The organism is Mucilaginibacter gossypii, from assembly GCF_017569325.2.
GTDB lineage: Bacteria > Bacteroidota > Bacteroidia > Sphingobacteriales > Sphingobacteriaceae > Mucilaginibacter > Mucilaginibacter gossypii.
The window spans coordinates 932,996-956,051 of sequence record NZ_CP071878.2; the positions used below are offsets into that span (position 1 = coordinate 932,996).

Consider the following 23,056-nt stretch of genomic DNA (forward strand, 5'->3'; position numbering starts at 1 on the left):
AAAGCTGCTGATGAAAGAGATTATTGACATAGTTGCCGCCTATGATGAGGCTCATGCACTGGGTAAAAAAACTGCCCTGGCTACTGTTGTATTGGTGGAAGGTTCTGCCTATCGCCGGGCCGGCGCACGTATGCTGATTACTGAGGACGGGCAACTTACCGGCGCCATCAGCGGCGGGTGTTTGGAAGGCGATGCCCTGCGTAAAGCCCGACTGGTGATCCTGCAGCAACAACCTTTACTGGTAACCTATGATACTACCGACGATGATGATGCCAAGCTGGGCGTAGGATTGGGCTGCAACGGCATTATCCATATTCTTATTGAACCCATAACCAGCGATATCAATAACCCAATTAGTCTGTTGAAAAATATCGTCAGCAATGGTCAGCATGCCGTACTTGCAACTGTATTCTCCGTTAAAGACAGAAAAGCGGCGCAGCCCGGTACGTGCCTTTGCCTTACCGAAGATAAACTTGCGATAAGCCATCCCGGGCACCTGCAATACCAGATTGCTTTGGTAAGTGATGCTGAAAGGGTGCTGGAAGAACAGCGATCAGAAATACGGTTTTACCAGGCTGATACCGAGTATACCGCTTTTGTAGAACATATTAAACCTGTGATTTCGCTCGTGATTGTGGGGGCAGGTAACGACGCAATTCCTTTAACACGAATAGCTGCGGTTTTAGGTTGGAATATTACCGTGATAGATGGTCGGCCTAATTATGCCGTTAAGCAACGGTTCCCGTTTGCTCAAAATATTGTAACTGCCAAACCAGCCGATGTATTATCGCATATAAAGACCAATGATCGTACCGCTATTGTTATGATGACCCACAATTATAACTATGAGATAGCGCTGCTTAAAGAACTATTACCGACATCGTTACCCTATATCGGCATCCTCGGCCCCAAAAAGAAATTGGAACGTATGCTGGCAGAAGTTGAACATGCAGGCATATCTATTAGCGAAGCACAAATGAACAACATCTATGGCCCGGTAGGCTTGGATTTAGGTGCAGAGGGGGCCGAAGAGATAGCCTTATCGATTATGTCTGAAATTAAAGCGGTATTATCAGCACGCCAGGGATATTCATTGAAATATAAACCTGCGCCTATCCATATTTCTAATCTTCAATACCTGGTTAAGTAGCCGTCAGGTATCTGGATTTGAAAGCTAAAAGCAGAAGGCAAAAAGCACAAAGCTTAAATCCAAAGATTGTCTATTAACTTTATTCAAATATTTTATATGAAATTAGTAGACTCTATATAATTACTTTAGTTAGTTTTTCAAATCTTCTTCGAATTAACAGTTTTGGTTGCGATTTGTCATACCGCAATCATTAATTGTCCGGAACCGTAAAATAGACCAAACATCAGAACTTTAGCCATTTTTAATCAGGTATTACTGCGCAATTTTGTATCGCATAGGTGAGGTAATGCAGAGGAATGGGTTGAGTTTTTAAGTGTGTAATATTTACACTAAGATGAGGCCGGTTGCCATAAACTTCAGTAAATTTATGGTAGAAAAACGAGGCAAATGAAGCCGGAATATTTTTCAGATCGGAACCTGATCCTGCTTTACCTGCCTATAAAATATTAAGTATCATGACAAGTATAACACCCCAAAGCGGCAAAAAAAAGATAGTAATTGTTGGCGGCGGTTTTGCCGGGCTTAACATTGCACAGCAGCTATATAAAAACAATTATTATGATGTTACCCTGGTTGATAAAAATAACTACAATTATTTTACACCGCTGCTTTACCAGGTAGCAACCAGTTTCCTTGAACCATCAAGTATCAGCTATCCCTTCCGTAAGCTTTTCAGGGATAAAAGATTGAGTTTCCGTATGGCAGCCGTGGTTAAGGTTGATCCTGCGGCAAAGATTCTTTATTTGAGTAATGGCGAGCTATCTTATGATTACCTCGTTTTCGCGGCCGGTGCAAGTACAAATTTTTACGGGATTGAGAGTATCAAACAAAATGCCATCTCCCTTAAAGAAATTGACGACGCGCTCCGAATGCGTAACAGCCTTATTAAAACAATGGAAAAGGCAGCCATTACTACCGATCCAATAGAGCGTCAAAAGCTTTTAACCATAGTAGTTGCCGGGGGCGGTCCAACTGGTGTTGAAGTAGCTGGTATGCTTGCCGAGATGAAAAACTATATCCTGAAAAAGGATTACCCCGAGCTAATGAATGCCAAAGGTAAAATTTACATAGTTGATGGCGGCCCTGATTTGCTTGCCCCCATGAGTGATAAAACCCACAAGGAAACCCGCCAGGCGCTGATTGAGTTGGGTGTTGAAGTTAAATTAAATGCCCATGTAAACGATTTTAATAATGGTGTGATAACCTTTGCCGATGGTGAAACACTTGAAGCCAAAACCCTGATTTGGGCTGCCGGTATCATTGCCAATACTTTTGAGGGGATCCCTGCGAGTAGTTTAGGCATAGGCCGCCGCATGATCACTGATGAATATAACCGGGTTAAAGACCTTGAAGATGTATATGCCATAGGCGATATCAGCGTGCAAATAACCGATCCGGTTTATCCCAAAGGGCACCCGCAACTGGCACAGGTTGCCATACAAATGGGACGCAATACTGCCAAGAACTTTATAGCCATGGCAAAAGGCAAAGCCATAAAACCATTTAAGTATTTCGATAGGGGAGATATGGCCATTGTTGGCCGGCATAATGCCGTGGTCGACCTGTTTAAGCACAAGGTACACCTTAGTGGTATTGCGGCTTTATTTGTATGGCTATTTATCCACTTAATGTCGTTGGTGAATTATAATAATAAAATTAAAACTTTGTATAACTGGGCTGTAGCCTTTTTAACACGTGATCAGGCACTAAGGATGATATTCGGGAGCGGGCAGAGCCGGGCAGATTAATCGTCTGTATTAAATGGTTTGCTTATACAAAAAAGGGGCAGCGCCTGGTGCAGGTTGCTGCCCCTTTTTCGTTTCTCAAATAATGAGCAAGCGCCTTTATGGCCGGGAGCATTGTAACAAATGAGGTGTCCCAATTTTTTGATTCCCGAAAAAAAAATGAAAAAAGCCCGGTGCTCCTTTTTTTGAAAATCCATGTGTTCCATTTTTTAAGTGAAAAATAACGGAACGGGATAAAAATGTTATTCGTTGATAATAAGAGGTTTGTGTTTTTGTGTGGAACACAGTTAAATTATTGATAATCAGTATTTAAAACTTTTTTGGGTATTTGTTAGGTGTTTCACCCTTAATCCAACGGTGGCTGATTTTGAGTGTATTTTTGTGCTTCTTTTTATGTTTTTTGATAAGACCGGTTGACGAAATCTTGATGGTGACAAAGTACTGCCACCATTGCTTAAAGCCGGGAAGATTAGCTTTGCGCTTTTCTGTGTATATGACGAAGCTTCGCTTCGTCGGCCCTGAGGCCTGAGTACTTTTATTGCCGCTGCACATATGCCGCATGTGCTTTATCTGATATTAGTTTAAACATACCCGCGAAACGCGTACCAGCATGGTAAAATACTTGTTCGCACAATTGAGATTTAGCAGTTTAATGGTAGTTTTGAGCCAACCAATCGCAATTTTATGAGACGTTTAATTTATATGCTTGCTTCAGTATTTACTATGCTGACTGCCAATGCACAACCGGCTCCCGTTAAGGTAAATGAAGGGCTGCTGCAGGGTACTTTTGAAAATAGCCTCACAGTTTATAAAAGTATTCCATTTGCCGCTCCTCCGGTTGGTAAATTGCGCTGGTGCCCTCCGCAACCCGCCGCAAAATGGGATGGTGTGCGCCTGGCCGACAAATTTGCCCCGGAACCTATGCAAGGGGGCAACCCTGTGTCGGGAAAAAGTGAAGATTGCTTGTACCTGAACGTTTGGACACCTGCTAAATCACCCGATAGCAAAATTCCGGTCCTTGTATGGATTTACGGCGGTGCTTTCAATGCCGGCGGCACTGCCGAATGGGCTTATAACGGTGCCAATCTGGCGAAAAAAAATGTGGTGCTGGTAAGTATCGCCTATCGCGTGGGCCAGCTTGGATTTTTGGCGCATCCTGAATTGAGCGCCGAAAGCCCCAAACGAGTATCCGGTAACTACGGCATTCTTGATATGATAGCAGCACTTAAATGGATTAAACAAAATATTGCAGCCTTTGGAGGCGATCCCGGCAAGGTAACTATTTTTGGCGAGTCGGCAGGAGGCATCGCGGTTAGTATGTTATGTGCAAGCCCACTGGCTAAAGGACTGTTTCGCGGGGCCATTTCCGAAAGCGGGGGCTCATTTGGCCCAACGCGTACCACAACATTTCCGGGCGAAAATATGAAAAAGCTGCATGATGCCGAAGCTGCCGGCGAAGCATATGCTAAAGGTGCCGGGTATCCCTCAATTGACAGTTTGCGAAAAGTTGATGCTGATAAGCTCCCCGCCGTACGCGGGCTTGCATGGCCCATTGTTGATGGCTGGGTGATTCCCGATGATCAATATAAGCTCTACGAATCCGGTAAGTATAACGACATACCAATACTGGTTGGTTATAACTCTGATGAAGGGGCCAGTTTTTCGCCGCCTAAAACTACGGATGACTATATCGCCGCAGTAAAAAACCGTTATGGAAAATTCGCCGATGAACTTATTAAGGCTTATCCGCCCGGCACCGGTACGGTAGCCAAAACCGCGCGCGACTTAACACGTGATGCAGCGTTTGGCTGGCATACCTGGAGCTGGGCTACATTACAGGCAAAAAGGGGCAAATCCAAGGTTTTTTATTATTATTTTGATCAACACCCCGAGTATCCGGCAGGTTCCTCGCAGGCAGGTTATGGATCGCCGCATGCACAGGAAGTGGCTTATGTGTTCGGCCTGCTTAATGTATCAGGTGCGCAGGCTAAAGCAGACCTTGATATTTCGGATGCAATGAGTACTTACTGGACAAACTTTGCAAAGTATGGCGACCCCAATGGTGACGGAAAGCCCGAATGGCCGGCCTACAGCCCCGCCCGTCCGGCAGTAATGTACTTTTCCCAAACGGCGCATACCGGCCCTGTTCCGGACCTTGCGTCGCTGAAAGTATTGGATGCTTATTTCAGATGGAGGCGTTCGCCGGATGGCCAGGCCGGTGTTAAGTAAACCGGAGCGCCCGGCTCCTCGTAAATGGCAGGTACCGGATCAAAGAAAATAGCTGTTAGTCCGATTAAGCTTTAAATAAAACTTGAATGAAGTTAAGAACTATTGATGCAACATCACTGACACCGGCCGAAATGCAGGTTTATCTGCACTATGCCATTGCTCCCCGGCCAATATGTTTTGTATCCACTATCAACAAAAGCGGCGGGGTTAACTTAAGTCCGTTTAGTTTTTTTAATGTTTTTAGTATCAACCCGCCAATATGTGTTTTTTCGGCCACAAGCAGGGCGCGGGATAATACCACTAAACACACGCTCGAAAATGTTTTGGAAGTGCCTGAATGTGTGATCAATATTGTGAACTATGATATGGTGCAACAGACCTATTTAACCAGTATGGATTACAAAAAAGGGGTAAACGAATTTGCGAAAGCGGGCTTTACTGAACTGGCTTCGGATACGGTAAAACCACCGAGGGTGGCGGAGTCGACCGTTCAATTGGAATGTGCAGTGAATGATGTGATATCGTTAGGAAAAAACGGGGGCGCGGGTAATTTGGTTATTGCTGAGGTGAAACGGATCCATATCAGCGAAGCTATTTTGGATGCTAATGATAAAATAGACCCGCATAAAATAGATCTGGTGGCCCGTTTAGGTGGCGATTGGTATTGCAGGGTAACCGGTGATAATTTATTTAAAATTTCCAAACCAACAGGCAGCGCCGGAATAGGTATCGGTGTAGATGCTTTTCCAAAAGAGGTTAAATATTCCAAAGTATTAACCGGGAATGATCTTGGGATATTGGGGCTTGTTGAAGCGCTGCCATCACATGAGGAGGTAAACGCTTTTAGCAAAACCGATGAAAAGAAAGAACTGGTTGATGCTGCCACCAGTGACACTCACACCCTGCACCTGCATTTAAAAGCCAAACAATTGTTAGATAACGGCCGTGTAACGGATGCATGGAAAGTGTTGCTGATGTAGGTTACGCTTGTGCCTGTAGGTGATTAGCTTATAAAAGTCAATGCTACCGTAAGCGGTAGTGAGTACTTACGGCAACGGGAATTGACAGCATAATAGTAATTGGCTTTTATAGTAAGGTGGATATTAGCTATTTTTGAGCATGAAACTAAACCGCCTTATCATACTGTGTTTTGCTGTTTTATTTTTTTATGGATGTAGAAAAGGAGAAAACGCAAAAGAAATAATACCAGCACTTACACCCGGTCCGGGAGCGGCAGAAATTGGACTATCAGGTGATATAAAAAACCCTGATGGCTCCGCGGCCGAAGGAGTGGATGTTACTATAGATGGACATAAAATCACAACTTCAGCTTCCGGCTTGTTTGAGTATACCGGCAAAGTAAGTAACGCTGATAAGGTAAAACTTTCGATATCTAAAAAAGGGTATTTCAAATTCAGTAAAACCTTTACCCTGGAAGAGAATAGTACGATAGAAAACCTCTCTTACCTTTTAGTTTTGGAACAAACCGTCGGAAGTTTCGGATCGGCAAGCGGCGGTACCATTACCACTACCTACGCTACGCTGGTTTTTCAGCCTAATAGCTTTGTTAACCAAGACGGAAGTGCCTATAATGGAAACGTGACCGTAAAAATGCCTCCCAATATCATTAGCGAATATGCGGATAAATTGCCGGGGGATACCAGGGCTTTAACGGCAACGAATCAGAAAGTTGTGTTAGACCATTGGGGCGGGATGAATGTGCAGGTTTATGGCAACACGGGGCAACTGCTTAAACTGGTAAAGCCGGTTAATTATACCTATAAAATTGACTGGCGATATGTTTACATTAACAAAAGCAACCCAATAAAGATATGGAGTTACGACGAAGCCGATGATATCTGGAAAGAAGCCGGCGACGCTACCTTGAACGGACAATATTTTACCGGTAGCACAACAAGCCTATCCTATTTGCAATGGGGCACAGCTTATCCGCAAGCTTTGCTCAGGGCTTATGTAACGGATGGCAATTCAAACCCGGCCAGCTTTTTTAGGCTTGGTTGCGGTATAGATAATTACGCCGTTAATAGTTTTTCGGGCGTAAGAATTAACTCGAAAGGCGTTGCATTAATTTACGTGCCGGCCAATACACAAATACGTACAGCCGTAGCATCGCCATGTTATGATATGTTGAACGCCTTTTTAATCCCGCCAATTGCGGTCGATAAAAAATTGGAGCAACCACTGGTTGTTAATTTGGCGCTATACATAACCACCTTTGAGGGTAAAATAGAAGATTGCGGATTTAACGGCGTGAAGGGCAGGGCCGAGTTTACTTTTAACGGCAAAAAGATGCTGAGTAATCTTGATAACAATGGCTATTTTAAGTTTACCTTCCTTCTGTGCCAGTTCAATGGTTACAATGGTAAATTGGTTGTTTATGATGAGCAAAACAAAATTATTCATCAAAACAGCAATAACCCGATAAGGGCCGGCATTAAAAATGCCTATTTGGCTTCATTGTGTACTGTACCGCAAGCTGGTAAGGTAACAATAAATGTAAATGGAAAAACCTATACGTTTGAAACGCCTAAAGATAGCCTGTCGATGAGCGAGACTTTTGAACCCTGGAATGGTAGCCCGACAACCATGATCTCTGCGCACAGTGCCGACAGAACACAGGGCTTTCTTCTGACTTATCTTGGCTTTAAAGGGGGGAAAGTTGATTTGTATACCTGCGGCTTTTCTATACCTTCAAATAATTACACCATGACCTGGGGGCTTTACGAACGTGGTACAACCCAGATCACAAAATATAAAACGAGCGACACCTTAATTGAGGGAACGTTTAAAACTAAAACTAATCTCAATTTTTCGGTAGGGGCGCCCGGTGAGGTGGTGGAGATAAGCGGTAGTTTTAGTATTTCGAGGTAACGGGGGATTAGCCTATAAAATCCCCCGCTGCCGCAAGCGCTGGGGGGGCGGCACGTGTGCACCAACTAAAGGCAGCGTATGCTATGATTAATTTTATAAAAATTCAATCAATTCCGCTTCTCCAATGCATCTTGGCCCTTCGTGTATCCACCATTTTCTGCCTATATTTAAGTAGTGCTCTATTTTCCAACCTAAAAAGAATCTTACAGTTACTGCTTTTTCTTCACCGGGCTCAATTGTAAACCCATCATCCCACCTAATATCCCCGATGTATGTTTCAAACCTGTTGCCATCTTTGTTATATTCAAAAACGTGATTGGGCCGGTATCCGCTTAATATCCCTGTTCGTCTTCCGCCATCTTTGGTTGCTTTTAGCTTTATTAAAGCTTTAACAGAAATTAGTTGGTGTTCTTCCTGCTTTATTTCCCTGATACTCGCAAGAGTATATTTATCATAAGCCATAACATCAAATACTTTTGATGCTCCAGTATCAAGCCATCTTTTGTAAATGAGTTTGCCGTTCATATAAAAATGGAGTTCCCGGTCTTTAATTTCTTTGTGGATTAGCATGGTATTTATAAAGGTAGAAATTGTGGGTGTAAATACCATGAACTATAAGACAGTCAGTGTTGAGAACAGCGGGTAAATTCATTGATCTGCTTTTGGAATAGTATTGATGATAAATGCCCAAAGCGATTTGTTATTAAATAATGCTTCCCTATAATAGAAATGCCCAAATTGATCAAAGCAATACTTAACGGTTGAGTTTGAATAGCTGAAAATTATTTTGCCCCGGACGTCTATTGATTTGAACTCCTTTTCTGTCTTAAAAAGCTTACTTATTCGCAATGAACTTAACCTTGTTAGTTCTGGTTTTTTACTTATTACGCAATACTTGCGTGTATCTAAAAAAGAGGATTCAAAATCATCGCAGCTAACGGCACGGAAAGTTTCGGTTGAAAACGATTCCCATTCGATTTTTACAGAGTGTAACGAAGCTTTTTGGGCAAAAACGGTGTTTACGCATATTAAAGTTATAAAAATGCAGACTGTCCAAATTCTGTTCATGAAGAAGGGATTTAGAGTTACTTTGACTTGTGTTGATAATTCACATAAATTTAATTATTTCAGCCCAATGCTGGTGCACGCGTGTCGTGGCCGTTGCACAACGCGCCAGTTATTTTATAATAATTTATGTTAAGATACTGGTTTTTAGTATCTTAATGACATGCAAGGAAAGAAGCACTATCAAGAGAAACTCTTTACCAATTTCCAATTATCCGACCGTGTTCCGGCAGACAACATATACCGAAAGCTGAAAGAAACACTAGATCTTCAGTTTTTATATGCTTCTACCGCTAAGTATTACGGAAAAGACGGACAAAAAAGTATTGACCCGGTTGTTTTCTTTAAGTTATTACTCGTAGGCTATTTGGAGAATCAGCCAAGTGATAGGCGCATCATTAACATATCATCCATGCGCCTTGATATTCTTTATTTTATTGGTTACGATATCGACGAAGAATTGCCTTGGCATTCTACTTTAAGTCGTACCCGTCAGCTTTATGATGAAGACATATTTAACCAATTATTTAAACAAGTATTAAAGCAGTGCATAGACAAAGGAATGTTAACCGGCAAAAGACAGGCAGTTGATAGTGTGTTTGTAAAAGCGAATGCATCAATGAGTAGTGTTGAGGATATTTTAGAGGATGGACAGGTGTTCACAGACCAGTTAAAAGAAGGTCAGGCAACTGAAGGAGATGATCACTTATCCGATAAATCAGGAAGGCAAAAAACACAAAAGCGCAGTAATGCTAACCGGGCAAGTACTACTGATCCGGATGCGAGAATGTCTGTAAAACCGGGCAAGGTAACTAAGTTAAATTATCTCAGTCAGCTTAGCGTAGATACATCCAGCTATGTGATTACAAGCATTGGAGCCTGCCATGCAGACAAAAAGGACAACCAATGTCTTGATACAGTGCTTGATAAAGTTTGTGTCAATCTCGGAGATCATGGTTTGGAGGTAAAGGAAGTAATTGCGGATGCTAATTATAGCAGTTCAACTGTATTGCAAAGCCTTGTTTCAAGAGGAATTACCGGATATATCCCCAACACAGGCACTTACAAGTCAGAACGGCAGGGTTTTACATATAATGCTGAAAATGATACATACCAATGTAGTCAGGGTAATAGCTTAAAATTTATTGGTTATAAGGATCATCACGGCGTTTCTAAAGAATATATGAGTAAACGATCCGATTGTGCGGTATGTTCTGTTCGCAAACAGTGCCTCAAAAAATCAACCTATAAAACAATTACAAATTCGCTTTCTAAGCCGCTGTTTGACGACATGCACAAACGATTAAACGAGGCCTATGGCAAACAAATGATGGTCATAAGAAAAAGCACAGTGGAGCCTGTCATTGGAACGCTGGTTGAGTACCTGGGAATGAGAAAAGTAAATACAATTGGAATAGAATTAGCCAATAAATGCATGTTGATGGCAGGAATCGCTTACAATCTTAAAAAGTTAATTAAATATGAAGGAAAGTCGTTCTTGCAGGTAATAATGAGCCTTTTAGAAGCATTTAAAAGCTCCCGTTTTTACTACACATAATCAGGTTTTTCAGGAAAGTGATTAGATAACGAATACTTATTTGTTGTCTAAGTATTCGTTGTGCAACGGCCACGTGTCGCGTGTACTTTACTCATCTTGTTTTGAAATAATATTTAGCAAGATAACTTCATTTAACTGGGGCCAAGGCAAGATTGAGAGGAACACGCGTGCGCCAGCGGAGGGGGGACGTAGGGACGATTCTGCCGCAGCAGGATTTAAACAACTTTTGCAGGAATGGTTAGCGTTTATCAGCTAGCGGATAACCAGTTCAAATTACTGTTAATAAGTCTATCATTCTCTTATTCTGGACGAAGTTACGCTGTCGCTAAACTCGACCAGTTGGGGACGCCTGCGGCGCCTTTAGATCTGCAAAACGCATTATAATACAGCATTTCCGTCAAATGGTGGCTGTAACAGAAAGTCCCGCCATGCTTCTACAAGTTCTTTTAATTCTGTAGTAGGAACTTCCGGATAATTCCTCCCAACATCATCTAGATAAAATATCGTAATGGTTTTGTAAACCGTAATTTCTACAAGATCGGAACCAGATTCATATTCGGCAAGTTCACCGCTGAGTACTTTTTCTATCTGTGGGATTACTTCTTCAGTCAGGTCATCCGCCCCCCAACCATATAAAAAGCTGCTGGCTATACTATTGGTATGTGGTATCTTACTAATCTTTTTACCCCATTTGCCCATGTCCATAACCTTATTGGTAAAATTAATCTCGTATTTTTCTATTAACTCCCGGTTCATTTAGCGGTATTTTTTATGAGATAGATAAGCGTCATCGGTTATGCTCTCTTGTGGGCATGGTTGTGTTGATGATTTCTGTTTTTAAAGCTATGGTTAATTCTTGAAAGATACGGTATATATGATTGCGGTGTTGAGTGTTTTAGTACTGGTGCACGCGTGTCGCGTGTACCTTGTCCGTTTTGTTTTGAAAAGATATTTGACAAATTTGTAACTTCACCTAATTAGACATTCATGATCAGTTGAAAGAAACACGCGGCACGCGTGCTCCAGCGAAGAGATAGAGCATTAGTTCATTATATCAAATCAATACTTTCCAATGAATAACAATACGCGGACGGTATGCGATGTTACAACGTCAATATTTTAACTACAACACAAAAAAAGTAATAATATATAACTATTAATATTGGGACCTAAACTTGTTTATTATGATTATCAATAAAAGCAAAATTATTGCTGCTCCATTGTTATTATTTTTTGTTTTTTGGAGCATCATTTTAATGGGGCAGACGAAGAAAATCCATTTATTGTGTCCACGTAAAAATTTTGAAAAAAAAATTATAGATTCTGTATTTGGCTATTTTAATTCAAGGAAAAAAAATACAATTCTGCTAAGAATTCAAAAGAATAAGGATTCTACATCCAGTGTCGGAGTAGGTGTCTATCAGGTAAGACTTACAACATTGGCAGAAGATGATCTTTATAGTTTACTTTTAAAGAAAGACAAATACTACGGCTTCTTTGAATATAAAAAGCACCCTGTTTTAGTTTATGGCCGAAGTGAAGACCCGGGATACTTCTTTTCGAGATTAAAAGCTACGAAAGCCTTCAAATTCTTAAACGCATATCAAGGAGGTTTTGATAACGAACCGCCTGTAAGTATTGAGCCAACAGTTTTTATTTTTTATTATAATAAAGATCGTTTTTTATTTGGATTGAGTGGTATGTTTGGCTTTTGGGAATAAAGTTAATATAAGCGTACAAGAGATCTTAGACGAAATCTTGAATTACGAATGCTGTTACTTATTGTATGTTTGAACAACAAGGGCAGTTCTCTGAAACTGGAATATATATTCTGGTCGAAGCGGTAGCCTGACTTGAACCTAAAACTGTTCAAGCATTTTGCTTGCATGGCCTAAATAGTAATAAACGATATAACTGTCATAAAGTTAAGCTGAAAGCTTAACTCATTTTAGGAGTGATTCCTTTATATAGTTAATCTTGCTTTGCCAAAGAAAACGGTCCTTTATATCTTGCATAATTTGATCTCTTTTTGGAATACTCTTTTTGCTTTGATATTGCTTAGTTTCTTTGAATAACAAATTCTTTTAAAAAATCTCTTAGCGCTTCACCCACAAATCAACCCCGCCACAGTCCTCACCTCCACAAAATCATCCCCTTCCAAATCTTTACAGTTCACATGCGTATCGGTACAAATGAGTTTCTTAATAGCCCCACAGGCTTTTAACTTTCCAATGCCATCGTTCACAAATAAACCATGTGTGGTGATCACATAAATATCCCCGGCACCGGCATTTTTGTAAGTCATCGCGGCGTTTACGATGCTGCCGCCCGAGCGGATCATGTCGTCATAGATAATAACCGTTTTGCCGGCTACGTCGGCGTTGATGGCGCTTACTTCGGTATGGTCGCCTTTGAGGCGGCGTTTCAGGATGAAAGCGGCATTTACGCCCATGTCGTTAGCTAATGACTCAACCCATTTGGCACGACCTGCATCCGTGCTGGCCATTACAAAGTTATCGCCGCCGTATCGGGTGGCCGCTTCAATCACAATATCTTTGCAGTATACGTGTACGGGGTACAGGTCCTGCTCAAAGTAGTACTGGATGCCCTCGCTGTGCAGGTCGAACAGCATCACTTTATTGCCCCGGTTTGATTTGGGTATAGCCGAAAGCAGGCGGGCGCGGGTTTTGGCCGTTACAATTTCGCCGGCTTTAACGGCACGCTCCATGGTGCTGTAACCAAAGTAGGGGATCACCAGCGTAAGCGAATCGGCTCCATAACTCACCAGCGACGAAGCCAGGTCATACAGTTCAAGCGTGGCGCTGTCGCTCACGGTACCGCCAATCAGCAACACCTCGCGGCCTTCCACGTTGGATAGGATGCGCTGGTAACGCTCACCATCGGTAAAGTGGCTCACTTCAATTTCGCCGCGTTCGCAGGTGCCCAGGGCAAGCACTTTTTCGGCAAGGTATTCATATCCGGTTATGGCGAATAGTAATTTTTTCATTTGAGCATCTATATATGAGCTGAAAGCAGAATGCTTAAGGCTTAAAGCTTTTTTTGTTATCGTTATTTATTGGTGTTGCAAGGTATCAATCACCTGTTCAAAGGTAAAATCTTTCATGATATGGCCGTTCTCAAAAACGGTTTGCAGATGATCGGCCAGTTCGGGTTGCTCGTCTTCATGAAGGGTTTTATAACCTTCGGCTGTTTTTACCAGTTTAAGGCGGCCGCCTTTGCTCTTTTTAAAACTGGTAGTGATGTTGCCATTGGCGTCCATTTCGGCAGGGCTTTTCTCAACGGCTATCTCTTCGCCATTTATCACGGCGCTGCTGCATTTAAGGGCAAATTTCTGGGTGTCACGGTCGACTTTTTGCAGTAATGCGCCGCCCATGCCCAGCACCAGGTTTTCGGCGCTGATGCCGTTTTCTTTCAGGGCTTTGTAAATAACACCTATCTCGGTATAATTAACCCCATCACCCTGGATCACCCTAACCTGCGGAGGCAATACTTTATAACCTTTGGCATTGGTGGTAAAGCCAAATTTATCAAACAGAATTTTAAAGATCTCAAGGAGGGTCATCACCGGGTCGCCGCTATCCGGGCGGATCACCAGGGTACCATCGCGTTTTAGGATCTCCTGTTTCAAATCCTCGCCCCAGTACTCGCTGCAGGCACGGAAAATGTTGTAGCTGTCGCTTACACAGGCAATGACGCCGGTAGGGAAGCTGCGCAGCACATGTTTAAACACTTCCAGTTCGCCTTGCTGCCCAAGCAGGGTGCAAATACTGTGCTCGGTAGCAGGGATGCTGAGGCCATATACTTTTTCTGCATGGTAATATTTAATAGCCATGCCAGAGCCAGCAAGGTTATCGCTGCCTGCAAAGCTGAGCAGGTGAGCCGCACCACCAATTTTGGCACTTTCCACGCTGCTCACCCCACGGAAACCGAAGTCATTCAGCACAAAACCAATCCCGCCGAAAGCTTCGGGTGTGGCGGTTTCCTCGTAGTATTGGGTAACTACTTTTTTAACCTCATGGCTAAGCGTAGCTACGGTGCAAGGGTACCAAACCTGCATCAGCAGCGTTTCGAGGAAGTTGGTGAGCCAGTAACATTCAGGGTCGGTATTTTCGATGGTCATGAGCACGTTGCCGGTGGGTACGCTGCTGCCTTCGGCCACAGCTTTGATGCGCACCGGCAGGTGGCCGTTGTATTTATCTAATATGTATTGAAACTTGTTGCAATCAAACACATCATCCCTGCCGAAAACCTGTTTCATAAATTCGTCGGCTTCGTCCAAATCAACCTGGTTAAAGGTTGGTCCCTGCAGGTATTCCTTTAAAAAATATTGCAGACCGAAGAAAACGGTTTCGTTGAACATCCCACCGCGGCTTTCCAGGTAACTGTAAATATTGGTGGTGCCGGGGTAGTAAAATTTATGGTGGGCGTATTTATATGCGTCGGCTAAGAGGATCAGATTTTCCTTTTTCATGGCTTTAGTTTTTAAGGTATTTGCCGGTGATGAAATTAAACAATTCAATGTGTTCTTCGCTAATAGAGCTGTCTTTTATCATTAAAGGCAGGTCTGTTAGTTTAAACCAGGCCAGGTCGGCAATATCATCCTGGGCCTTTGGTTCTCCTTCAATAAAGTCGCAGCTAAACAGCAGGGTAATGATCTTATCAGCTTCACTGCGGTAGCGCCAGTCGTTTATTTTGGCCGATGTTTCGTACTGCATGGCAGTGGTTTGCATTTCGCCGCATTCTTCGGTAAGCTCGCGTTTGGCAGCATCTTCGTAACAGGCATCCTCAGGGTCAGAAAAACCACCCACAAAACGCCATTTATTGTTGATGGCTTTTTTGCCTAACAGGATCTCGCTGCGGTTATTCCTGAACAGGGCTACATCCACGGTAGGGTACACTTTTGGATATTGATTATAGTAAGCGTAAAGGATGCCTGCACGGAAATCGTTTGAGTCGAAAACCTTATCGGCGTATTGCTTGCGAAGTTCGGTGGCGTTATAATCACCGTGTTCGGGCAGTTCGATGGTTTCAAATTTACCGCTATAGTAGGGAATGAAGCTGTCGCGGCTGCCGTACAGACAAAACTGCTCGGCATTGAAAACACTTTTCAGCAGGTTGTCCAGGTTATCCGACCAAACTTTATCGCTCGGATTATCGCTGATGGGGAGCACCACAATTTCAGGATAATCTTTTTTGATCATCTTTTCACGCGTGTAATAGTCGTAAGGATTTTTGCGACTGCCTTTTATGGGGCTAACGCCCAGTAATATAATCAGTTTGGCATGGTTTTGCTTAACTTGTCCTATCAATTCCCTGTGACCCTCGTGCAGGTACGGCGTTTGAAAGCGTGCTATTATTACTCCTGTTTTCATTTCTAATTTGCGTTAATTACACACAAATATAAATATGTGTTTTTAATACGCAAATTATTTTTTAATTTTTTTGGGGATAAACTTGTAATGGTGTTAAAATAAACTGGTCACGCTGAAGTTATTTCAGCACGCCATAAGCCGAGGCGCAAACATAGCGGAGACATAGCATGTGAGATCCCGAAATAAATTCGGGACGACGGGTGTGGGCATGTTGAACTTATTTCAACACGCCATAAGCCGAGGCGCAAACATAGCGGAGACTTAGCATGTGAGATCCCGAAATAAATTCGGGACGACGGATGTGGGCATGTTGAACTTATTTCAACACGCCATAAGCCGAGGCGCAAGCATAGCGGTGACTTAGCATGTTGGATCCCGAAATAAATTCGGGACGATGGAAAAGTAAAAGTCTCCCCAACCGGGGGAGATTTAGAGGGGGCTCGCTATATCTCGAAACTAATACCCTCTTTTTGTAGCTGAAAATACTTTTCCTCATTAAAGCGGAAAAGGTTACCCGGTCTGCCGGCGCCTTCGAGGGCCTGTTTTTCGGTAGTTTCTTCGAGGAAGCCGTATTTGGTGATCTTCTTTTTAAAGTTACGGCGGTCGATAGGGCGGTCGAGCACGGCGAGGTAGAGTTTTTCGAGTTCAGAAAAGGGGAACTTTTCTTCAAGCAGCTCAAAGCCCACGGGCTGATAAAGCATTTTGCTTTTAAGGCGTTCGCGCGCTACGCTGATAATGGTAGTATGATCGAACGCCAGGGCAGGGAGCTTTTTGATATTGAACCAGTTTACATCGCTGGCGTCGGTAGCGGCTTTAACAACAAAGGCATCCGGCCGTACAAGGCCATAATAAGTTATGGAGATTACCCGGTTACGCGGGTCGCGCCCCGGCTGGCCAAAGCTGTACAGTTGCTCCAGGTAAGTGATGTTTACGCCAGTTTCCTCACGCAGCTCGCGCTGAATAGCTTCCTCTAATGATTCATGATCAGCTACCAGGCCACCAGGCAACGCCCAGCTGTTTTTAAAAGGTTCGATATTGCGTTTAATGAGCAGTACGGATAATCCCTCCTTGGAGGTATATCCAAATACTACGGCATCAACGGCAACCTTTATATTTTGGGTGACTGGCATAATACAAAGTTAGATATTGGGAAACGGCGGGGCAAGGGTTTATAAATAAATCAATCATATAAAGCCAGGGTATCAAATGCCATTTTTCGATACTTAATTATAGAATCAAGCTTGTTATAGTTTTTATTGTGTGAAGTGTTGAATAAAACACGACGACCATCACTGTTATAGATCTCCATAATTTTTCGGGATATCGCCGTATCAGGCTTTTGCAAATAGGATTGACACAAACAGCGTGCTAAACGCCCTTTAGCCGCATGGTCTTCGTCTCCCTCCATACCGGGCCACTGGGTACTATAATAATAATTTTCTGTGCAATTTTTAAAAGAAACGGTTTGCATCGAGCGCTTGTTTATACAATTTATCAAATTATAGATGCCAGTCCCCAATGCATAAAAGTATCACAGTTAATGTCCATTTCCTTTCGTTCATTATAATTTTCGGCATAGGATATTGGTTTGTATTTAATACGATGATTACCCAAAAGTAACCCTGTGGATAGTTAAAGAACGTGATAACACGAATGGCTTAACCCCAATCTTTTTACCATTCCAGATTGATCGAATAACCTGGTTTAGCGCAAGTAATATTTAAAAGTTTTTTTATTTAAAAATTTTCTTGTAAATATGCCCTACCAATCAGTAAACCGTTTTACCGCCGCTATGCTTCACGATAAGGAATATCAAATGTGGCCTGATGCCCGGTTATTGGAGCAGTTAAGGCTTGATGACCGTAAGGCATTTGAAATTCTGTACCATAAATATTCGTCGAAGTTGTTTTACGCAGCTTATAATCTTTTCAGGGATAAGGATGTCTGTGAAGACCTGGTGCAGGAATTATTTATTGATCTGTGGACAAAGCGCAATCAGCTAAATATTACCTCGCTCGAAGCTTACCTCAAAGTGGCTATCAGGCACCGTGTGTTATTTTATCTGCGCACAAAAAAGGCATCGGTAGATCTTGCGGTGATTGAAACGCTCGTTGAAAAATATTCGGCCGATAGTAAATTGTTCCAGGATGATATTGCTCATTTACTGGAAGATGGCGTAGCCCAGTTACCCGAAAAATGCAGGCAGATCTTTACCCTGAGCCGCAAAGAATATCTCAGCAATAAAGAAATAGCTACCCGGCTAAACATCTCTATTAAAACTGTCGAAAACCAGATCACTATCGCTTTAAGATACCTGCGCACCGGTTTAACCGATTATCTGCCGTCGGTAGTGGCGCTGGTATTGCTGCATATTTTTGGCAAATAGACCCAAAAAAATATTTTCAATTGCTTTGGGGGGTACCCCGGTTTATTGCATCCTGCAGTTATAAACCATGGCAAAATTCCCTTTCAGAAAAAAACAATCCGGTGCAAATGACAGGCATTTGCAGGAAGAGCTTGTAAATAAATATTTCGACGAGCTCGATCTCCGCAGCGTACAAAACGAGGCAGGTGATGAGGTGGAATTTAATGCTGATGGCGTGTACAGCAGAATCAATGCTGCTTTAGATAATACGGAAAAGAAAAATCCGGGAAAATTAAAAAAATGGATGGTTGCGGCTTCGCTTCTTGCAGGCTTATGTATTTCGGTAACAATAGCTTATCAATACCGCTATGCCCTGCTTGATCGTTTGGATCCTATTGCCAGCAAACAATTGGTTGCCGCTAACGGGCAAACTGTAAATTTCACCCTTGCCGATGGTACCAAAATATGGTTAAATGCTGGCAGTAAACTTACTTATCCCGAAACCTTCCGGGGCGAAAAACGAGAGATCAGGCTGGAAGGTGAAGCTTTTTTGGATGTAGCCCATGATCCGGCGAAAGCTTTTATTATACATACGGGGCAGGTGAGCACCCATGTATTGGGTACCAGTTTCAATATCAAAGCCTACGCTAACGAAAGCTTTATTAAGGTTGACGTTTTAAGCGGCAAAGTTGGGGTAGTTACTCCGGCCGGTGCAACAAAAAGTACAACCACATTTTTAATCCCCGCCGAGGAGGTTGTTTTTGATAAGGATAAGCTATCCGTGATAAAAAATGCTCAGGTTGATGTGAACGCCCTAAGCAGTTGGAAAGACGGTGAATTGGTATTTAAAAATATGGCGCTGCCCGAAGTGCTCAACACCATTAACCGCCGCTTCAATGTAACCGTAAAGGCCGATGTTAATCTGGCACGTTGCTCTATCACCGCCAACTTTACCAATGTTTCACTGGAAAATATCATGAAGATCATATCGAAACTGGTGAAGGGAAAAGCTGTGCAAAAGGGCCCGGCTTATCAGCTAAAAGGCAAGGGCTGCTAACATAAAACCAATTAATAAAAGAGATATACCAATTATCAGTTAACCTAAATACAAGCTATGATAACATAAATACATTAAAAAACCCTGCTCAAAAGGGATTTTGACAGGGTTAAACTAAAATGCCGGGTTATTAATAAGTGCAGCGTTTAGAGGTCCAATTCAGAACGAAGCACTTGAATTTCAAACACTTTAATTTTCTCAAATCTATGAATATATCTCTATTTTCAAATGGAGTAATTCGTCATGTATTAATATTAATGAAAATTACCTCGCTTGCCTGCTTTGTGGTTTGTCTCATGTGCTTTACGGCCGTGGCAAACAACTCGTTCGGGCAAAAATTTCTGGAGGCATCGGTTACGCTCAAGCTCAAAAATGCCAAGCTAACCGATGCGCTGGATAAGATCTCGAACCAAAAGCATATCAAATTTGCCTACGCCGATAATGTACTTAAACCAACTTATGTCATAAGCCTTAAGGTTAAAGACAAAAGTATCAGGGAAGTACTTGACCAGGTTTTAACGCCCTTTAATCTCAGCTATAAGATCATTGACGATGTTATAGTTATTGATGAAAAGCCGGAGATAGAAAGCAGTACCGGGGGTATTGAGCAAGGCCCCAGGCAACCCATCAAAGTTAAAGGTAAAGTTACCGACGAAAATAACTTAGTTATACCCGGTGCAAGCGTACGGGTTAAAGGCACCACCATAGGTACTGTAACCGATGTTAACGGAAACTACACCATTGATGCGCCCGATGCTGACGCTGTACTGGTGTTTAACTTTATAGGCTATGCAACAAAAGAGCAGCCCATCGGCAACCAGGCTACGCTGAATGTGCAACTGGTCCCCGAGCGTACTTCGCTTAATGAGGTAGTGGTGGTAGGCTACGGTACCCAGCGGCGCTCCAATGTGATAGGCGCGGTAGATCAGATCAGTGCGAAAGCCATTGAATCAAAACCTTCAATAAACTTAACACAGGCTTTGCAGGGTACTTCGCCCAACCTTATTATACAACAAACCAGCTCCGAGCCCGGGGCTTACGCCAATGTGAATATCAGGGGGGTGAGCACACTTAATGATAACACCCCATTGGTGGTAATTGATGGTATTACCGGTGGTGATATCAACCTCCTTAATCCACAGGATATCGAAAGTGTTTCGGTACTGAAGGATGCCGGTTCGGCGGCTATTTATGGTTCACGCTCTGCTAATGGGGTTATTTTAGTAACCACCAAAAAAGGTAAAAACAATTCACGCACTACCGTAAATTATAATGGTCAGGCCGGTATTCAATCCCCGCACGTGGGTTATAAACCGGTACACAGCTATGAAAATGCCATTTTACGCAATGAGGCTATGGTTAATGCCGGTTTGCAGCCTATTTATAGTCCGCAGCAAATTCGTGATTTTCAGCAACAGGGCGATCAACAATGGTTCCTGGATGCTATTTTGAAAGACTCATGGCAGCAAAGCCATAACCTGAGTTTAACAGGTGGCAACGCCACAACATCGTTCCTGGTGTCGGCGGGCGTAACCGATCAGCGCAGCAACCTTGTCGGGCCTGACTATGGTTTAAGGCGCTATAACTACCGCATGAACTTAACCAGTAACTACGGTAAGTTAAAGCTTACAAGTATCCTGGCTTATTCACGCTCCGAAATCAGAGAACACTCCTACAGCACAGGCACGCTGATAGTGGATGCAGGCCGTACACCCACCTATTATAAAATTAAGGACGATCAGGGCCGGTACCTTACTAATGATGTACTCACAGAGTTTAACCCGCTTGGTATCCTGGAACAGGGCGGTTACCGTACCCATGACGATGACAATCTGTTAGGTAACTTAAATGCAGAACTTTCTGTTACCAAAGATTTTAAACTGAAAGCTGTTTTTGGCGGCAGGTTATTGTCCGATCACCAGTTTACGCGTGTTAAGCAGGTGAATTTTTATCCATCCGGAACTTACGGGGCAGATCGTAACACCAATGATGATAATAACAAAACCCTGTTCACCAATACGCAGTTACTGGCCGAGTTTGCCAAAACTTTTAATAAATCACACAATGTTGATGTATTGGTAGGCGTGGCTAACGAATCTACCACGGCAAAGCAAAACAGTATCCATCTTAAATATACCGACCCGGAACTGGGTACACCTACCACCGGTACTATCATTGACCCCGCTACTTCATCAGCATCCAATAACGGAACTACCGAAACAAGTCTTAACTCATTATTTGGCAGGGCAAGTTATTCGTACCAAAATAAGTATTATGGCGAGTTTGATTTTCGTGTAGATGCTTCGTCAAAATTTGCGCCGCAAAATCGCGGCGCTTTCTTCCCTTCGGTATCGGGCGGCTACCGCCTTACCGAGGAGCGCTTCATGCAAAACTATCGTAACAACATAGGCGATTTGAAGCTGCGTGCCTCATACGGTATTTTGGGTAACCAAAGTGTTAGCGATTATCAGTACCTGCGCACTTATGGCCCTTTTCAAAATGCTTATGGCTTTAACAACTCGGGCGTGGGTGGCACAGCCATATCCTTTGCCAACCCCGATCTGCGTTGGGAACGTGCTGCAACACTGAATATTGGGGTTGATGCAGGCTTCCTGAAAAACAGTTTGACCGTTGCTATCGACTACTTTAATAAAACCACCCGCGATATCCTGCTGCCACCCATTGTGCCGGGAACCTTTGGTGCTGGTTTGCCAAGTTATAACGCGGGCAAAGTACAAAACCATGGCTGGGAGCTAACGGTTAACTATTATCTCACTACGCAAAACTTTAAACACTCCTTTAGCTTCAACGTGGCTGATAGCAAAAACAAGGTGCTTTACCTTGAGGGCGGCGATCAGCTAAAAAGCTATGATGAGATGCAGGTGATCAACCGCGTAGGCTTGCCGATAGGCTCATATGTGGCCTTAAAACGCGACGGCTATTTCCAAAACCTTCATGATATTCAAACAGGTGCTAAGCCAACCGGTTTAACCGTATCGCCCGGCGATAACCGCTATGTTGATGTTAACGGCGACGGCGTAATTGACGATAACGATAAGTTTGTTTTCGGTAACCCGTTCCCTCGCTTAACTTTCGGCTTTACATATAATGTAAGCTATAAAGGCTTTGACTTTAACCTGTTTTTACAGGGCGTAGGTAAACGCAGCATGTTTATTAGGGGCGAGCAGGTTGAGCCATTTCACGTAAACTACTCACAGGTTATCTATCAGCACGAGCTTGATTTCTGGACACCTCAAAATCCTGATGCCCGTTTTCCGCGCCTTGCGGCCAGCGGCAGCCAATCAAACGAAAACAACTTCAGGCGTGGATCAGATATGTATTTGTTTGATGGCAAGTACCTGCGCGTAAAAAATGTACAGGTGGGCTATACACTTCCAAATGCATGGGCCAAGTTGCTGGGTTTACAAAAACTGAGGGCTTATGTATCGGGCCAAAACCTGCTTACGTTTTCGGGCGTGAAATTTATCGATCCAGAATCGACCGAATTTAACAGTAACCTGGGGGCTGGCGGCGCTAACAGTGCGCGGTCATACCCAACGCCAATTTACTACGGTTTTGGTTTAGATGTAACCCTATAACAC

Annotated in this window: 17 protein-coding genes; 10 read left to right on the plus strand and 7 right to left on the minus strand. The window is 43.1% G+C overall.

Features of this window, described 5'->3' with window-relative positions; genetic code table 11:
* The first annotated feature begins 10 nt into the window (after positions 1-10).
* The 5 genes from J3L18_RS03945 to J3L18_RS03965 all read left to right on the plus strand — a co-directional run bounded on the left by J3L18_RS03945 (position 11) and on the right by J3L18_RS03965 (position 8,016).
* Positions 11-1,150: an XdhC family protein gene (locus J3L18_RS03945; protein WP_129570675.1), complete on the plus strand. Its 1,140-nt coding sequence runs from the start codon at positions 11-13 to the stop codon at positions 1,148-1,150.
* 455 nt (positions 1,151-1,605) lie between these two features.
* A complete protein-coding gene (locus J3L18_RS03950; protein ID WP_129570674.1) occupies positions 1,606-2,898 on the plus strand; it encodes an NAD(P)/FAD-dependent oxidoreductase in 1,293 nt (430 codons plus the stop codon).
* Between the two features lie 681 nt (positions 2,899-3,579).
* Positions 3,580-5,124, plus strand: a complete 1,545-nt coding sequence (locus J3L18_RS03955) for a carboxylesterase/lipase family protein (protein ID WP_129570673.1) — start codon at positions 3,580-3,582, stop codon at positions 5,122-5,124.
* An 86-nt stretch (positions 5,125-5,210) separates the two neighbouring features.
* The gene (locus tag J3L18_RS03960; RefSeq protein ID WP_129570672.1) at positions 5,211-6,104 is read left to right on the plus strand and encodes a flavin reductase family protein; all 894 of its coding nucleotides are present in this window, start codon (positions 5,211-5,213) and stop codon (positions 6,102-6,104) included.
* A gap of 139 nt (positions 6,105-6,243) precedes the next feature.
* The gene (locus J3L18_RS03965) at positions 6,244-8,016 is read left to right on the plus strand and encodes a hypothetical protein (protein ID WP_129570671.1); all 1,773 of its coding nucleotides are present in this window, start codon (positions 6,244-6,246) and stop codon (positions 8,014-8,016) included.
* A gap of 93 nt (positions 8,017-8,109) precedes the next feature.
* Here J3L18_RS03965 and J3L18_RS03970 read toward each other — a convergent pair whose 3' ends face one another.
* A complete protein-coding gene (locus J3L18_RS03970) occupies positions 8,110-8,541 on the minus strand; it encodes a hypothetical protein (RefSeq protein ID WP_311085389.1) in 432 nt (143 codons plus the stop codon).
* A gap of 703 nt (positions 8,542-9,244) precedes the next feature.
* Between J3L18_RS03970 and J3L18_RS03975 the strand changes: the two genes are divergently transcribed.
* A complete protein-coding gene (locus J3L18_RS03975) occupies positions 9,245-10,639 on the plus strand; it encodes a transposase (RefSeq protein ID WP_208102422.1) in 1,395 nt (464 codons plus the stop codon).
* Positions 10,640-11,017: 378 nt separating this feature from the next.
* Here J3L18_RS03975 and J3L18_RS03980 read toward each other — a convergent pair whose 3' ends face one another.
* On the minus strand, positions 11,018-11,395 hold the full coding sequence (locus J3L18_RS03980) for a hypothetical protein (RefSeq protein WP_129571951.1): 378 nt from the start codon (positions 11,393-11,395) through the stop codon (positions 11,018-11,020).
* A 428-nt stretch (positions 11,396-11,823) separates the two neighbouring features.
* Between J3L18_RS03980 and J3L18_RS03985 the strand changes: the two genes are divergently transcribed.
* On the plus strand, positions 11,824-12,360 hold the full coding sequence (locus J3L18_RS03985) for a hypothetical protein (protein WP_091162070.1): 537 nt from the start codon (positions 11,824-11,826) through the stop codon (positions 12,358-12,360).
* Between the two features lie 383 nt (positions 12,361-12,743).
* Here the strand turns inward: J3L18_RS03985 and J3L18_RS03990 are convergent, their stop codons facing one another.
* The 5 genes from J3L18_RS03990 to J3L18_RS04010 all read right to left on the minus strand — a co-directional run bounded on the left by J3L18_RS03990 (position 12,744) and on the right by J3L18_RS04010 (position 17,503).
* Positions 12,744-13,646 carry a ribose-phosphate diphosphokinase gene (locus tag J3L18_RS03990; protein WP_129571950.1) on the minus strand — a complete coding sequence of 301 codons (903 nt, stop codon included), beginning with the start codon at positions 13,644-13,646 and terminating at the stop codon, positions 12,744-12,746.
* Positions 13,647-13,712: 66 nt separating this feature from the next.
* Positions 13,713-15,131: a nicotinate phosphoribosyltransferase gene (locus J3L18_RS03995; RefSeq protein ID WP_129571949.1), complete on the minus strand. Its 1,419-nt coding sequence runs from the start codon at positions 15,129-15,131 to the stop codon at positions 13,713-13,715.
* Between the two features lie 4 nt (positions 15,132-15,135).
* Complete coding sequence (locus J3L18_RS04000) at positions 15,136-16,032, minus strand: NUDIX domain-containing protein (RefSeq protein ID WP_129571948.1); 897 nt, start codon at positions 16,030-16,032, stop codon at positions 15,136-15,138.
* A gap of 443 nt (positions 16,033-16,475) precedes the next feature.
* On the minus strand, positions 16,476-17,162 hold the full coding sequence (locus J3L18_RS04005; RefSeq protein ID WP_129569637.1) for an NUDIX hydrolase: 687 nt from the start codon (positions 17,160-17,162) through the stop codon (positions 16,476-16,478).
* 50 nt (positions 17,163-17,212) lie between these two features.
* The gene (locus tag J3L18_RS04010) at positions 17,213-17,503 is read right to left on the minus strand and encodes a hypothetical protein (protein WP_129569638.1); all 291 of its coding nucleotides are present in this window, start codon (positions 17,501-17,503) and stop codon (positions 17,213-17,215) included.
* 285 nt (positions 17,504-17,788) lie between these two features.
* Between J3L18_RS04010 and J3L18_RS04015 the strand changes: the two genes are divergently transcribed.
* The 3 genes from J3L18_RS04015 to J3L18_RS04025 all read left to right on the plus strand — a co-directional run bounded on the left by J3L18_RS04015 (position 17,789) and on the right by J3L18_RS04025 (position 23,053).
* The gene (locus tag J3L18_RS04015; RefSeq protein ID WP_129569639.1) at positions 17,789-18,418 is read left to right on the plus strand and encodes an RNA polymerase sigma-70 factor; all 630 of its coding nucleotides are present in this window, start codon (positions 17,789-17,791) and stop codon (positions 18,416-18,418) included.
* 67 nt (positions 18,419-18,485) lie between these two features.
* Positions 18,486-19,454, plus strand: a complete 969-nt coding sequence (locus J3L18_RS04020; protein ID WP_129569640.1) for a FecR family protein — start codon at positions 18,486-18,488, stop codon at positions 19,452-19,454.
* A gap of 257 nt (positions 19,455-19,711) precedes the next feature.
* The gene (locus J3L18_RS04025) at positions 19,712-23,053 is read left to right on the plus strand and encodes a TonB-dependent receptor (RefSeq protein ID WP_189549240.1); all 3,342 of its coding nucleotides are present in this window, start codon (positions 19,712-19,714) and stop codon (positions 23,051-23,053) included.
* The last annotated feature ends 3 nt before the right edge of the window (positions 23,054-23,056 follow it).

Bases quoted from the DNA above. Each gene is read 5' to 3' on its own strand.
- J3L18_RS03955 (WP_129570673.1), top strand. From the start codon at position 3,580: ATGAGACGTTTAATTTATATGCTTGCTTCAGTATTTACTATGCTGACT.
- J3L18_RS03960 (WP_129570672.1), top strand. From the start codon at position 5,211: ATGAAGTTAAGAACTATTGATGCAACATCACTGACACCGGCCGAAATG.
- J3L18_RS04005 (WP_129569637.1), bottom strand. From the start codon at position 17,162: ATGCCAGTCACCCAAAATATAAAGGTTGCCGTTGATGCCGTAGTATTT.
- J3L18_RS03995 (WP_129571949.1), bottom strand. From the start codon at position 15,131: ATGAAAAAGGAAAATCTGATCCTCTTAGCCGACGCATATAAATACGCC.
- J3L18_RS04000 (WP_129571948.1), bottom strand. From the start codon at position 16,032: ATGAAAACAGGAGTAATAATAGCACGCTTTCAAACGCCGTACCTGCAC.
- J3L18_RS04025 (WP_189549240.1), top strand. From the start codon at position 19,712: ATGAAAATTACCTCGCTTGCCTGCTTTGTGGTTTGTCTCATGTGCTTT.
- J3L18_RS03985 (WP_091162070.1), top strand. From the start codon at position 11,824: ATGATTATCAATAAAAGCAAAATTATTGCTGCTCCATTGTTATTATTT.
- J3L18_RS03990 (WP_129571950.1), bottom strand. From the start codon at position 13,646: ATGAAAAAATTACTATTCGCCATAACCGGATATGAATACCTTGCCGAA.
- J3L18_RS04015 (WP_129569639.1), top strand. From the start codon at position 17,789: ATGCCCTACCAATCAGTAAACCGTTTTACCGCCGCTATGCTTCACGAT.
- J3L18_RS03950 (WP_129570674.1), top strand. From the start codon at position 1,606: ATGACAAGTATAACACCCCAAAGCGGCAAAAAAAAGATAGTAATTGTT.
- J3L18_RS03965 (WP_129570671.1), top strand. From the start codon at position 6,244: ATGAAACTAAACCGCCTTATCATACTGTGTTTTGCTGTTTTATTTTTT.
- J3L18_RS04010 (WP_129569638.1), bottom strand. From the start codon at position 17,503: ATGCAAACCGTTTCTTTTAAAAATTGCACAGAAAATTATTATTATAGT.
- J3L18_RS03980 (WP_129571951.1), bottom strand. From the start codon at position 11,395: ATGAACCGGGAGTTAATAGAAAAATACGAGATTAATTTTACCAATAAG.
- J3L18_RS03945 (WP_129570675.1), top strand. From the start codon at position 11: ATGAAAGAGATTATTGACATAGTTGCCGCCTATGATGAGGCTCATGCA.
- J3L18_RS03975 (WP_208102422.1), top strand. From the start codon at position 9,245: ATGCAAGGAAAGAAGCACTATCAAGAGAAACTCTTTACCAATTTCCAA.
- J3L18_RS03970 (WP_311085389.1), bottom strand. From the start codon at position 8,541: ATGAACGGCAAACTCATTTACAAAAGATGGCTTGATACTGGAGCATCA.
- J3L18_RS04020 (WP_129569640.1), top strand. From the start codon at position 18,486: ATGGCAAAATTCCCTTTCAGAAAAAAACAATCCGGTGCAAATGACAGG.